The 13,469-nt window shown below is 61.8% G+C and carries 12 protein-coding genes; 9 read left to right on the forward strand and 3 right to left on the reverse strand.

Annotated features, from left to right (window positions below):
• The first annotated feature begins 27 nt into the window (after positions 1–27).
• Both ACXYMO_RS16705 and ACXYMO_RS16710 read left to right on the forward strand, forming a co-directional pair.
• Positions 28–717 (forward strand): ArsR/SmtB family transcription factor, encoded by a 690-nt coding sequence (locus ACXYMO_RS16705; RefSeq protein WP_458879871.1) that lies wholly within the window; start codon positions 28–30, stop codon positions 715–717.
• 298 nt (positions 718–1,015) lie between these two features.
• On the forward strand, positions 1,016–1,921 hold the full coding sequence (locus tag ACXYMO_RS16710) for a LysR family transcriptional regulator (RefSeq protein ID WP_458879872.1): 906 nt from the start codon (positions 1,016–1,018) through the stop codon (positions 1,919–1,921).
• A gap of 156 nt (positions 1,922–2,077) precedes the next feature.
• Here the strand turns inward: ACXYMO_RS16710 and ACXYMO_RS16715 are convergent, their stop codons facing one another.
• Together ACXYMO_RS16715 and ACXYMO_RS16720 are read right to left on the reverse strand one after the other, a co-directional pair.
• Positions 2,078–2,860 carry a ZIP family metal transporter gene (locus ACXYMO_RS16715; protein ID WP_458879873.1) on the reverse strand — a complete coding sequence of 261 codons (783 nt, stop codon included), beginning with the start codon at positions 2,858–2,860 and terminating at the stop codon, positions 2,078–2,080.
• A gap of 129 nt (positions 2,861–2,989) precedes the next feature.
• A complete protein-coding gene (locus tag ACXYMO_RS16720; protein WP_458880150.1) occupies positions 2,990–3,442 on the reverse strand; it encodes an SH3 domain-containing protein in 453 nt (150 codons plus the stop codon).
• Positions 3,443–3,643: 201 nt separating this feature from the next.
• Here ACXYMO_RS16720 and ACXYMO_RS16725 point away from each other — a divergent pair, with 201 nt between their 5' ends.
• The 5 genes from ACXYMO_RS16725 to ACXYMO_RS16745 all read left to right on the forward strand — a co-directional run bounded on the left by ACXYMO_RS16725 (position 3,644) and on the right by ACXYMO_RS16745 (position 9,345).
• The gene (locus ACXYMO_RS16725; protein WP_458879874.1) at positions 3,644–4,630 is read left to right on the forward strand and encodes a 2-hydroxyacid dehydrogenase; all 987 of its coding nucleotides are present in this window, start codon (positions 3,644–3,646) and stop codon (positions 4,628–4,630) included.
• A complete protein-coding gene (locus ACXYMO_RS16730; RefSeq protein WP_458879875.1) occupies positions 4,630–5,481 on the forward strand; it encodes a hypothetical protein in 852 nt (283 codons plus the stop codon). The genes ACXYMO_RS16725 and ACXYMO_RS16730 overlap by 1 nt, the downstream gene beginning before the upstream one ends.
• 45 nt (positions 5,482–5,526) lie before the next feature.
• Complete coding sequence (gene thpR, locus ACXYMO_RS16735) at positions 5,527–6,063, forward strand: RNA 2',3'-cyclic phosphodiesterase (protein ID WP_458879876.1); 537 nt, start codon at positions 5,527–5,529, stop codon at positions 6,061–6,063.
• 67 nt (positions 6,064–6,130) lie between these two features.
• The gene (gene ggt, locus ACXYMO_RS16740) at positions 6,131–7,918 is read left to right on the forward strand and encodes a gamma-glutamyltransferase (protein WP_458879877.1); all 1,788 of its coding nucleotides are present in this window, start codon (positions 6,131–6,133) and stop codon (positions 7,916–7,918) included.
• A 23-nt stretch (positions 7,919–7,941) separates the two neighbouring features.
• The gene (locus ACXYMO_RS16745) at positions 7,942–9,345 is read left to right on the forward strand and encodes an FAD-binding oxidoreductase (protein ID WP_458879878.1); all 1,404 of its coding nucleotides are present in this window, start codon (positions 7,942–7,944) and stop codon (positions 9,343–9,345) included.
• Positions 9,346–9,352: 7 nt separating this feature from the next.
• Here ACXYMO_RS16745 and ACXYMO_RS16750 read toward each other — a convergent pair whose 3' ends face one another.
• On the reverse strand, positions 9,353–9,994 hold the full coding sequence (locus ACXYMO_RS16750; protein WP_458879879.1) for an alpha/beta hydrolase family protein: 642 nt from the start codon (positions 9,992–9,994) through the stop codon (positions 9,353–9,355).
• Between the two features lie 205 nt (positions 9,995–10,199).
• Between ACXYMO_RS16750 and ACXYMO_RS16755 the strand changes: the two genes are divergently transcribed.
• Both ACXYMO_RS16755 and ACXYMO_RS16760 read left to right on the forward strand, forming a co-directional pair.
• Positions 10,200–12,695, forward strand: a complete 2,496-nt coding sequence (locus ACXYMO_RS16755; protein ID WP_458879880.1) for a GcvT family protein — start codon at positions 10,200–10,202, stop codon at positions 12,693–12,695.
• Between the two features lie 132 nt (positions 12,696–12,827).
• The gene (locus tag ACXYMO_RS16760) at positions 12,828–13,469 is read left to right on the forward strand and encodes a Hint domain-containing protein (protein WP_458879881.1); all 642 of its coding nucleotides are present in this window, start codon (positions 12,828–12,830) and stop codon (positions 13,467–13,469) included.

Below are 13,469 nucleotides of genomic sequence, written 5' to 3' on the forward strand. Positions count from 1 at the left end.
CATTCATGCTTCGACTATGGTCGAACCATGAAGGACGGCCCCAACATTGCATCCGTCGCGGCGCTGATCGGCGACCCGGCCCGCGCCAACATTCTGACGGCGCTGATGTCCGGCAAGGCGCTGACCGCCAGCGAACTAGCGGGCGAGGCAGGTGTCACCGCCCAGACCGCTAGTTCCCATTTGCGCAAGCTGGAGGAGGGGGGCCTGATCGCCCGCCGTAACGAAGGGCGGCACAAGTATTTCACCCTTTCGGGCGACGAAGTGGCCCGCGCGCTGGAAGGGTTGATGGGGTTGGCCGCCGGGCACGGCCATTTGCGCACACGCACCGGCCCGCGCGATCACGCGCTGCGCACCGCGCGCGTCTGTTACAACCATCTGGCCGGCGAAATGGGTGTGCAGATGTTCCGCTCCATGCAGGAGCGGGGTCATTTCACCACCGCGCCGACGGGGTTGAACCTGACCCGTTCGGGAGCGGATTTCGTGCGCGAACTGGGGATCGACCCGGAGGATTTGCCACGCAGCAAGGCGCCGCTGTGCCGCGAATGCCTGGATTGGAGCATGCGCCAGTCACATTTGGCCGGACGGCTGGGCCGCGCCATGCTGAGCCGGTTCGAAGAGACGAAATGGGTGCGCCGCCTGCCTGATTCCCGGGTTCTGGAGTTTTCACGGACCGGCCAGCATGCGTTTGACCGCCTGTTTGGCGAACACACGGGATAAGCGCGTTCCTCACTCCGGATTCGTGGTTGGATTGTGGTCGAAAATGCCTTCTCATCGTTCGGTCGCGGCTGATTTCGGAAAGTGATTTCGCCTTTCCGTTAGGTCACTTAAAGAGACTCGGTCGCTGGTATTGAAGCCAAAAACGGGCGCAAAACCTCTGAAAACGGCCTCAAACCTGTTTCCATGCCATCAACGATCCAAACAAAACCGCGATATTATCCCAGGTTCGCCCCGATCTTGCCCAGATTCGCCCGGATAACGCTCAGCAAGTAATCAAATCGCATTCGAGGTATCGTGAATGGACCGTCTGACCGAAATGGAAGCCTTCGCCAATGTGGTGGACCAAGGTGGGTTTACCGATGCGGCCAAGAAGATGGGCATCTCCAAATCGGCTGTTTCCAAGCATGTTTCCAGTCTCGAGGCCCGTTTGGGCGCGCGTCTTCTGAACCGGACCACACGCCGGGTCAGCCCGACGGAAATCGGTCTGGCCTACTATGACCGTGCGCGCCGAGTCCTGAATGACGCAGGCGAGGCGGATGCGCTGGTGACGTCCATGCAATCGGCGCCGTCGGGCCTCTTGCGGATTTCCGTGGCGACCGATTTCGGCGTGAATCATCTCTCGCCGGTTCTGAGCGAATTTCTGGCCGATTTCCCCGACATCACCGTAAACATGGTGCTGAACAATCGTTATGTCGAACTGATCTCGGAAGGGTTCGATATGGCCGTGCGCATTGGTGAGCTGGAAGACAGCACCCTGCGCGCACGCAAGCTGACCGAGACAACAAAGGCGATGATCGCGAGCCCCGAGTATTTCGAAAAATACGGTCGCCCGCAAAAGATCGACGATCTGAACGAACACAAATTGCTGCACTACTCGAACCAGTCCAGCGGTAACGTCTGGAAACTCACCGCTCCCTCGGGTGAGAAGCGCCAGGTGCGTACCGCTGGCTGGCTGAGTGTGAATGACGGGCAATCCCTGCTGAACGCGGCGATTTCGGGGCTTGGCATTGCATATCTTCCCAGCTTTCTGTTCGCGGATGCCCTGGAAAAAGGGTTGGTTGAATACGCGATGCCCTCGCTGCCGGTCGAAACGCAGGGCATTTATGCGGTGTATCCCCCGGGCCGGTTTACCCAGCCCAAGGTGCGCGCCTTTGTCGATTTCCTGGTGCATGCCTTTGCTGAAAAAGGCCCGGCAGACTGGTGATTTCAATTCTTGTTGCTTCCCTTGGCAACTCAAACTCCCCGCGCCTCGGCGCGGGGGGTTTTTTGTGGGCAAGGTTGAATAGAGAGCGGCGTTGAACCTCTGGTCAGAGGCCGGGGCCATCATGCGGATCGCAGGTTTTTGTCTGTGGTCAGAGTATCACCCAAGCCAGACGTCGAGAAACAGCATCAGGACAAGCCCGATTGCAAGGCCAAGCGTCGCCTTGTTCTGATGACCGCTGCGATGCGTCTCGGGGATGATCTCGTGACTGATCACGTAGAGCATCGCCCCGGCGGCAAAGGCCAGACCCCAAGGCAGGAAAGGTTCCGACACCGAAATGACAGCGGCGCCGATTACCCCGCCGACCGGTTCGACAAGGCCCGTCAGTGCCGCGATGGAAAACGCCCGCATCCGCCCATAGCCTTCGCCCAGTAGGGCGACCGCGACCGCAAGACCTTCGGGCAGGTTCTGCAAGCCGATGCCGATGGCAAGCGGCAATCCCCCCGACAGGCCATGGGCGCCAAATCCGACGCCAACGGCGAGACCTTCGGGGACGTTGTGGATGGTGATTGCAATGATAAACAGCCAAATCCGGCGCAGGGCCGCCGCCTCGGGGCCTTCGCGGCCCTGGCTGAAATGTTCATGCGGCAGGGTTTCGTTGAGCAGGGCAACCACAGCCATGCCCGCCAGAATGCCGATAACGGCGATGGCGGCGGGTACAGCGCCCTCTCCAAAACGTTCCCCAGCCGCATCAAGCGCCGGAATAATCAGCGAAAAGAACGAGGCCGACAGCATGACCCCGGCGGCAAATCCCAGCGACATATCGCGGGCGGCCTGACCGGGGGCCTTGCCAAACAGGATCGGGATCGCGCCGACCGCGGTCATGAGACCGGCGACGAGACTTCCCAGAAATCCGATTATGACAGGCGAAAGCGGTTCCATGGTTTTTCTATAATCCGACAGTTGCGGCGTGTCTTGTCTCAGATGCAATCCGGGGCAAAAAAGCAATACCGGTCATATCAGACCCTGACGCCAAGCCATCAGGCGGCCGTTTCGGTCCGCGCCGATCGCTCAGTCCCGCAATTCATCCGAGGCCACGCCCCACAGCGCTTTTTTGCGCACCCAGCCGCGATAGCCACCGGCCGAAACCTTGCACCAATCAAGGGTGCAGGCCCCCAGCCGGGCCACCACGCCCAGTTCAAATGCCGCATTCACCGGTGATTGCGGGTCAGGGCGGGCATAGGCCTGAACCATGTCTTTTTCGATCAGAACCGTGCGCACACCGGACAGCAGCGCGTAATGCACCCATCCGCCCGCGCCGTCGCGGTCCTGGACCCGGCGCCAGTGGCCGTGCTCGGCCGTAATCTCCAGCGGCATGTCGCGGCGTTTGAAAACCCAGTCGATGCGATGGGTCAGGGATGGGCCGCGGCGCACATTGCCTTCGCTGGCCTTCATCGAGACATAGCGCGGCAGGGGCAGATTTGTCACCGGCCCGCGCATGTCCTCGGCTTGGGCCGCGCCCATCGCCAGAAGAGAAATGAAACCAACCGCCACGGCGTGGCGTATTGCCTTGTTTATGACTGTCACCGACTGCCTGCCCGTTTGCCTGTCAAACCTGATTGAACGGGTTGCGGTATTTTCCGCCTTGGGGTTCTTGTGCCCCGCCTGTTCCTGCGTCACGATGCCATAGCGCGCGATGATTTGAAAAGCTTGGGGAGAGCCGCAGTGCCAAGAGAACGGTTGAGTGTTGTCGTTACGCGACGGTTACCGGACGAAGTCGAAACCAGACTGAGCGAATTATTCGACGTTCAGCTGCGCGAGGATGACACCCCGATGACCCGGACCGAACTGGTCGCGGCGGTGCGCGGCGCCGATGTTCTGGTGCCCACGCTGACCGACAAGATCGACGCAGGTCTGATCGCCCAGGCCGGTGACAAGCTGAAACTGATTGCCAATTACGGCGCCGGGGTCGACCATATCGACGTCGCCACCGCCCGCCAGCGCGGCGTTCTGGTCAGCAACACGCCCGGCGTTCTGACCGATGACACCGCCGATATAACGATGGCGCTGCTCCTGGCGGTAACGCGCCGCATCCCCGAGGGCCTGGCCCTGATGGAAAAAGGCGAATGGGAAGGCTGGGCGCCCACCGCATTGCTGGGCGGACGTGTCGGCGGAAGGCGCCTGGGCATTCTGGGCATGGGCCGGATCGGACAGGCCGTGGCCAAACGGGCGACGGCCTTTGGCATGCAAATTCATTACCATAACCGCAAACGTCTGCGCCCCGAGGTCGAGGAACAGTACGACGCGACCTATTGGGAAAGCCTGGACCAGATGGTTGCGCGCATGGACGTGATTTCCATCAACTGCCCGTCGACGCCGAGCACCTTTCACCTGATGAACGCCCGGCGGCTGAAGTTGATGAAACCCAGTGCCGTGATCGTCAACACCTCGCGGGGCGAGGTGATCGACGAAAACGCCCTGACACGGATGCTGCGTGCCAATGAAATCGCGGGGGCGGGTCTGGACGTGTATGAACACGGGACCGATATCAACCCGCGTCTGCGCGAATTGCCCAACGTGGTATTGCTGCCGCACATGGGCTCGGCAACGCTCGAAGGGCGGATCGAGATGGGCGAAAAGGTCATCATCAACATCAAGACCTTCGAAGATGGCCATCGCCCACCCGATCAGGTGGTGCCGTCGATGCTGTGATGACGCGGCCCCGTCAGCTTTGGCTGGCCATGTTCGCGTCTGTCGCCCTGGCCGTTGGCCTTTTGCAGATCAATCCGGCGGTGACAGTCGCCGAACGCTCGGCCCGCGATGTCGCTGCGACCGCCGGTGTGGTCTATGTGTCCCTGCGGGTCATCAATGCGGCGCTGTCGACGGCGCAAGAGATCGAAGTCGGCGCCAGTTTCGGGGCCCAGGCGACGGCCCAGCCGCTCAAGGTTCTGGAACCGGTGGACGATACGGTCGAACGCGTGGCCAGCGTCGTATTTGCGGTCGCGGCGGGCGCGGCATTGGCCACCGTCGGCCTTGGTCCGGTGGCTGCGCTGGGCGCATTGCTTGCGGCGTTGGGCTTTGCAGGGTTGATTCTCTGCGCCAGGGTCGATCCGGCCCGACCCCTGGCCGAGGGCGCGCGCCGTGCCGTGGTCCTGGGGCTGGGCCTGTCCGTTCTGCTTCCAACGGTGTTCGCCGTGGGCATCACAATCGGTGAATGGCTGACGGCCCCTGCCTGGAACGAGGCGATCGCACAGGTCGAAGACGTCGCCGCACAGGCCGAGGTTCTGCTGGGTCAGAGCGAAGCTGCGACCGACCCGAACGGAACGCCGGCAGCGGATGGCGCCGGATGGTTCGGCTGGATGGGGGCCGCAACGGATTCAATGGGCGACGCCGTCGAAAGCGCGCAGAGGTATCTGGGCGCCGGGCAGCATTTCATCGCCCAGGCGGATGCGCTGTTTGCATCGACTATGACCCTGATCGGTGTCTTCATCCTGCGGATGATTGTTCTGCCTGTTGTTTTGCTGTGGATCGGTGTGACCGTGTTTCGCCGCAGCCTTGGCTGACATCGGCAGACGCCAACGGGAAACGAAAACAGCGGAGACATGCACATGCGGGCCTTTGTGGCGATCAACCTGCCTGACCGGGTGCGCGATGCGCTGGCGCGCGTTCAGATCATGGTGCCGGTGGGCCGCGCGGTCGCCCGTGAGAACCTGCATCTCACGCTGGCGTTTCTGGACGATCAGCCTGACGAAAAGTTGGAAGAACTGCATTATGCGCTGGAAACGATGCGCCATCCGCCACTGGACCTGATGTTTCAGGGGCTGGGGTGTTTCGGCGGCGACAAACCGCGCCTGCTGTTCGCGGATGTGGCGGCCGCGCCCGACCTATCGGAGTTGGCCCGCACTGTCGTGACTGCCGCACGGCGGGTTGGCATGACCCTGCCGAAGGGGCGGTTTCACCCGCATGTCACGCTGACGCGGCTGGGGCAGGGTGGCGAAGGCGCGGACCGACTGTCGGAATTTCTCAGGGCGCAGGGCGATATCGATTTGCCGGGGTTCACCGCGCGTTCGTTTGGCCTGTTCCGCTCGGATCTGCACCCCGGCGGGGTGCGCTACACCGAATTGGCCCAATATCCGCTGATCTGAACACGCAAGATTGCCAAGTTCGCCCGCAGCGTTAGGGTGAAAGGGAACAACCTCAGGGGGAGGCGATATGCGCAAGACGTTCATTACACTGATCATGGGCGCGGTTCTGGCCGTGCCGGCCCTGGCCCAGCAGGCCGCCGATGCCGTGGCACCCGAAGCGGCAACGACAGGCGCCTTTGAAACCCTGTCGCCTGCCGCGGCCGATGCGCGTGCCAGCAAAGAGGCGGGCCGCCCGGTCGTTTCCGACAACTGGATGATCGCCGCCGCCAATCCGCTCGCGGTCGAGGCCGGGGCCGACGTGCTGCGTGCCGGGGGCAGCGCGGCGGATGCCATGGTGGCCGTTCAGGTGGTTCTGGGACTGGTCGAGCCGCAATCCTCGGGGCTTGGCGGGGGTGCCTTTCTGGTCTGGTACGACGCGGCCAGCGGGCAATTGACAACGCTGGACGGGCGCGAAACCGCGCCCTTGGCGGCGACGCCGCGCCTGTTTCAGGATGAAAACGGCGAACCGCTGAAATTCTTCGACGCGGTGGTTGGGGGGCGTTCGGTTGGCACGCCCGGCACACCGGCCCTGTTGGAAGAGGCCCATCGCCGGTGGGGGCGTGCGCCCTGGCCCGCGCTGTTTCAGGCGGGGATCGCTTTGGCCGAAGACGGATTCACCGTCTCGCCACGTTTGGCCGGGTTGATAACCCGAGATGCCGAACGGCTTGGTCGCTTTCCGACAACAGCCGAGTATTTTCTGCCTGATGGCGTTCCGCTTGAGGCTGGAAAGACGCTCAGGAACCGCGCCTATGCCCGAACGCTGCGCACCCTGGCGCGGGACGGGGCGGATGGGTTTTACACGGGTCCCATCGCGGCGGATATCGTGCGCAAGGTGACCCGCGCACCGGGAACCCCCGGCGTCTTGTCGGCGACCGACCTGGCGATCTACCGGGTGCGCGAACGGGCGCCGGTGTGCGTGATCTATCGTGCACATGACGTTTGCGGCATGGGGCCGCCGTCCTCGGGCGCACTGACGGTAGGCCAGATCCTGGGCATGCTGGGCGGTTATGACCTTGCTGCGCTGGGCCCCTCGAACCCTGAGTCCTGGCGCCTGATCGGCGATGCCTCGCGGCTCGCCTTTGCGGACCGGGGCCGGTTCATGGCCGATGCCGACTATGTGCCGATGCCGACCAAGGGGCTGGTCGATCCGGCCTATCTGGCAGAGCGTGGACAACTGCTGGCAGGCGACGATGCCCTGCCCGAGGTGGCGCCGGGCAATCCCGAATTCGACCATGCAAGCAACTGGGCCGATGACGAGGCAATCGAATTGCCGTCGACCTCGCATATTTCGATCGTCGATCAATATGGCAACGTGCTGTCGATGACGACGACCATCGAAAACGCCTTTGGTTCGCGCCTGATGGTGCGCGGCTTTCTGTTGAACAACGAGCTGACCGATTTCTCCTTCCGCAGCCACCGCGATGGTGTGCCCGTCGCCAACCGACTTGAGCCGGGCAAACGGCCCCGATCCTCGATGGCGCCGACCATCGTGCTGAAGGATGGCTCCCCGGTTCTGGCCATTGGATCGCCGGGCGGAAGCCGGATCATCGGCTATGTGGCACAGGCGATCATCAGCTGGGTCGACTGGGGAATGGATGTGCAGCAGGCGGCTGCGATGCCCCATGCGGTCAACCGGTTTGGCACCTATGATCTGGAAGAGGGCAGCCCAGCCGCCGCGATGCAGGGCGATCTGGAGACGTTTGGATACGAGGTCAGTGTCCGAATGCTCAATTCGGGCTTGCATGCCATTGCCATTGGCGAAAGGTTGCAGGGCGGCGCCGATCCGCGCCGCGAAGGAATTGCGCTGGGCGAATGACCCGGCTCCGGGGGGAGACAAAAATGGTTCAGGCAGTCGCATTGCCACGCAACGAAGGCGGGATCGAAACCGCGCTGGGCATTCTCAAACAACGCTTCGGTGAACGGTTCCAGACCGGTCAGGCAATCCGCGAACAGCACGGCCACACCACCACCTGGATCGAAACACAGGCCCCGGACGGGGTGGTGTTTCCACACTCGACCGATGAGGTCGCCGAAATCGTCAAGGTCTGCGCCGCGCACAAGGTGCCGGTCATTCCCTTTGGTGTCGGCTCCTCGCTCGAAGGGCACGTGAACGCCCCGGCGGGCGGTATTTCGGTCGATATGTCCGAAATGAACAAGATCCTCGCCGTGCATGCCGAAGACCTCGATTGTGTCGTCCAGCCGGGCGTGACCCGCGAACAGCTCAATACCTATCTGCGCGATCAGGGGCTGTTCTTTCCCATCGACCCCGGCGCCAATGCCAGTTTGGGCGGCATGACGGCGACCCGCGCCTCGGGCACCAACGCGGTGCGCTATGGCACGATGAAGGACAACGTCATCGCGCTTGAGGTCGTGATGCCCGATGGCGAGGTGATCCGCACCGCACAACGGGCCAAGAAATCCTCGGCCGGGTATGACCTGACCCGGCTGCTGGTCGGCTCCGAAGGCACCCTCGGCCTGATCACCGAAATCACCCTGCGTCTGCAGGGCATCCCCGAGGCGATCAGCTCGGCACGGTGTTCTTTCCCGTCGGTCGATGCGGCCTGCCGCGCTGTGATGATGACGATCCAATACGGCATTCCCGTTGCGCGGATCGAACTGCTGGATGCCCAAAGCGTCGGTGCGGCCAACGCCTATTCCAAACTGACCCTGCCCGAAACGCCGCTGCTGCTGCTTGAATTCCACGGCTCGGACAATGGCGTGCTGGAACAGGCCGAAACATTCGGTGGCATCGCCGAGGAGTTCGGCGGCACCGATTTCGCCTCGACCACCAGCACCGAGGAACGCAACAAGCTGTGGCAGGCGCGGCACGATATGTACTGGGCCTCGCTGCAATTGCGCCCAGGCGCCAAGGGGATATCGACCGATGTCTGCGTGCCGATTTCGCGACTGGCCGAATGTGTCGCCGCGTCACAGGAAAAGGCCGCCGAAATGGGGTTCATCGCGCCCATCGTCGGCCACGTGGGCGACGGGAATTTCCACACCCTGCTGCTGATCGACATGGACAACCCGCAAGAGGTGGCGAACGCGGACGTGTTCGTTGGCTGGCTGAACGATCTGGCGATTTCGATGGACGGCACCTGTACCGGCGAACACGGGATCGGGCAGGGCAAACGCCCCTATCTGGAACGCGAACTGGGTCCCGCGACCCGCTTTATGGCCGCGATCAAGGCGGCGCTCGATCCGGACAACATCATGAACCCGGGCAAGATTCTGGCAGACTGACCCTGGCTCAGGCCGGCCAGTGCATTGGCAGAACGTCACTGATGTGAGCTAGCCGCAGCAGTTCGGCATAGTTGTGGATCTTGTGGTCTTCGTCCGGGTCGGGCGCGTCCGGTTTCAGCCAATACCGGCTGCCGATGGTGCGAAAGCCCAGAAATTTGGGCGGCATGTGACAGACATGATCGTCAATCCGGCAGAAATTCACCACCCATCCTTCGTTGGGCAGGCGTTCGCGCGACCGGCAGGTCTGGGGTGAGGCAAAGCCAATCGTCGGAATCGCCAGCGACATGCCGACAATCTGGGCCGAGGCCGCCCCCAGCGAGTGGCCCACGATGAACCTGGGCTGTACGGCCTTGGCGAACATGTAAACCATCTGCGCATGTTTCAGAAATCCGCCATGCCACAGGGTGCCGCTGTCACCGGGAACGACCTCGAACCCGTGGGCATCAAGCGGGGAAACCGGGGCAAAGTTGAGATTGAAATCGAACCAGTCGGACAGTTCATTGGTGCCCGGAATGACCAGAACGCCGTTTTTGAGATAGGTCGCCTGAACGCCTGAGACGTCGATCGTCGTCTCGATGTCGTCGGCGTTGGTTCCGGCATAGTTCTCTTCGACCATACGGGCCGCTTCCAGCAAATTCAGCCGTGCCATACGGGTACTCCAAAACACTGGTTCAGAATGTTTTTCGCTTCAATCCGGGATCATTACCATTTCTGTCCCGTCAATGTCGAACGTTCCGGTCCGGCGCTGGCGGCAATGTCGCTTTCCCGCCAGAACTGGTCGGGCGAGTTTTGCGCGACCCCGCGCCAACGGCTAATGCTTTGTCCCAGACACATTGCCCGGAGAGTCGCGCGTCATGAAAACCCAAGTCAAAGCTCTGGTTGTCGGCGGTGGCGCCGTTGGAACCTCGATTGCCTATCATCTGGCCCGCGCGGGCTGGGACGATGTCATGCTGTTGGAACGGGACGAGCTGACCAGCGGTTCGACCTGGCACGCGGCGGGTCTTTTGCCGCTGTTCAACATGTCCTTTGCGACCACCCACATTCACCAGTATTCGGTCGAGTTCTACAAAACGCTTGAGGAAGAAACCGGCCTGAACGCCGGGTTCGCCGTGGTGGGCAACCTGCGCATGGCGCAAACGCAGGAACGCATGGACGAATACATGCTTTATGCGTCGACGGCGGAAACATGTGGCGTGCCATATCAGTGGATGACGCCCGACCAGATCAAGGAAAAATGGCCGCTGATCCGCACCGAAGATCTGAAGGGCGCGCTGTATCATCACACAGATGGTTACATTAACCCGGCCGACGTGACACAGGCGATGGCCAAGGGCGCGCGCCAGCGGGGCGTCATGATCGAACGCAAATGGCAGGCCGATGCCTTCCACTGGAATGGTGAGGCATGGGAAGTCACATGTTCGAAGATGGTGGAAAAGGGCGGCAACCTTGTCGCGTCTGACGAACAGGTGGTAATCACCGCCGAACATGTGGTCACGGCCAGCGGCAACCATGCCCAACGCACCGCCAAGATGCTGGGCATCAAGATGCCGGCCATCCCCGTTGAACATCAGTTCATCGTGATGGACCAGGACCCCGATCTGGTGAAATTCCGCGCCGAAGGCAATGCCGAACACCCCGTCGTGCGCGACGCTGATGCGCAATCCTATGTGCGTGAGGAACGCGGCGGCTGGATTCTGGGTGTCTATGAAAAGGGCGCCCCGGCCGTTTTTGAATACGGTGTGCCCGACAGTTTCCGCGCCGACCTGTTCCCGCTCGATCTGGAGAGGATCGAAAGCCAGTACATGGCGATGATCCACCGGGTTCCGTCCTGTGAGGACAGTGGCCTCAAGGATGATTTCAACGGCCCCATCTGTTACACCCCCGATGGCAACCCGCTGGTTGGTCCGGCCCCGGGCCTGCGCAACATGTGGCTGGCCGAAGGGTTCTCATTCGGGATCACCGCCGCCGGCGGCACCGGCTATTACCTGGCCCAGATGATGGTCGATGGTGAGGCCGAGATTGACATGGCCTCGCTTGACCCCAAACGCTATGGGCCGTGGATGACGACCGAATATGCCGCGCGCAAGAACGAGGAATGCTACGAACACGTCTACATCCTGCATCACCCCGACGAAGAGCGCCCGGCTTGCCGCCCGCTGCGCACCGCACCGGCCTATGACCGGCAAAAGGCGCTGGGCGCGCAGTTCGGTCACGTGAACGGATGGGAACGGCCCAACTATTACGCGCCTCAGGGGTTCAGCGACCATGACGCGCGCAGCTTCCGCCGGGGCGGATGGTGGCAATATGCTGTGGACGAAGCCAAGGCCATCCGTGAAGGCGTGGGCCTGATCGACGCCACCGCATTCACCAAACATGTGGTCAAAGGGCCCGGCGCGACCGAGTTTCTTGATTGGTTCACCTGCAACAAACTCCCCAAGGTCGGGCGCATCAACCTGACCTATGCGCTCACCGATCACGGCACCACGCGCACCGAATATACAATCGTACGGCTGGCCGAGGATGAATATTACCTTGTCTCTGCCGGGGCATGGTCAGCCTATGACGCCGATTATCTGCGCAAGGCGGCAAAGGATAAGGCCGGTGAATTCGGCTATATCGAAATTCAGGATGTCACCACCCAATGGGGCGTCTTTGCCATTGCCGGCCCCAAGTCGCGCGATGTGCTGAACGAAATCGTCAAGGATGCCGACCCGGCAACGGTTCTGTCGAACAAACGCTTCCCCTGGCTCAGCATGCGCGACATCGAACTGGGCATGTGCCCGGTCCGTGCGATCCGCGTCGCCTATACGGGCGAGTTGGGTTGGGAACTGCACCACCCGATCGAGATGCAGAATTACCTGTGGGATCAGTTGATGTCCGCAGGTGAAAAGCACGGTCTGAAACTGGTCGGTGCGCGGGCGCAGAACTGGCTGCGTCAGGAAAAATCCTATCGCGCCTTTGGCACCGAACTGGGCCGCGACGCCACCCCGCTTGAGGCCGATCTGCCCCGGTTCGTGGATCTCTCCAAGGATTTCCACGGCAAGGCCCGGATGGAAGAAACCGGCATTCGCAGCACCTGCGTGACCCTGTTGGTTGACGGGCCGGACGATGCCGATCCCTGGGGGCGTGAGGTTTTGTACACCCCCGATGGCACCCGTGTCGGACGCCTGACCTCGGGCGGGTATTCCGTACATTTCGGAAAATCCATCGGCATGGGCTATGTCAAACCGGACCATGCGGCCGTTGGAACCAAGCTGAAGGTCAAGATGTTCGATCAGCTTTGGGATGCCGAGATCGTACAGGACAGCCCCTATGACCCCAAGAACGAAACCATCCGCAAGGATGGCTGAGGTATCGTGAACCGGGACAAAGCAGCGGAACTAATCCGCTGATTTTGTCCCGTTCGCGGCACCAATCTTCCGCATTTCCGCCTTACTGTTCCCTGACCCTACGTAAAATTGGTGCGGAAGGGGAATCGGATCGTGACCTTTCAGGGAAAGATCAGCTTAGAGGAATTGACCTTCGGTCAGTTCAAGGGTGGCCTTGTCGAAGGGGCCAATGTGCGCACGCCTTGCGGGCTGCGCCGGATCGAACTGGTCCGCCCCGGTGACCTGATTGTCACGCGCAACAACGGGCTCCAGGCGGTGCGGATGGTCTGGAAACGGACCGTGACGCAGGATGCGATGCAATTGAACGGCGCGCTTGCGCCGATCCGCCTGAAACCGCGTGCGATCGGTCCCATGATGCCGCAGCGCGATTTGCTGGTGGCGCAGGATCATCGCCTGTTGATTCCCGGTTTCCGTCTTGCGGGCGTGCCGGACAACGAATGCATCCTGACCGAGGCGCGTGAAATCGCGGGCACCAGCGATGCGGTCTATGTCGATTTCTCGTTGGACAGCGTGACCTATTACCAACTGGTGTTCGATTGCCATCAGGTGCTGGCAGCAAATAGTCTGCCGGTGGAAAGTTTCCTGCCCGATGCAAAGGCGATCGAGGCGCTGGGCGGGGACATGCGGGATGCGCTGGAACAGCGGTATCCGCAATTGCGAAAAGAGCCGGGGGCCTATCCCCCGGCTGAATTCCAGATTGCGTCCGACGTGGAATTTCTGCCCGATTTCGCCTGA

It is taken from the genome of Arenibacterium sp. CAU 1754, from assembly GCF_054482635.1.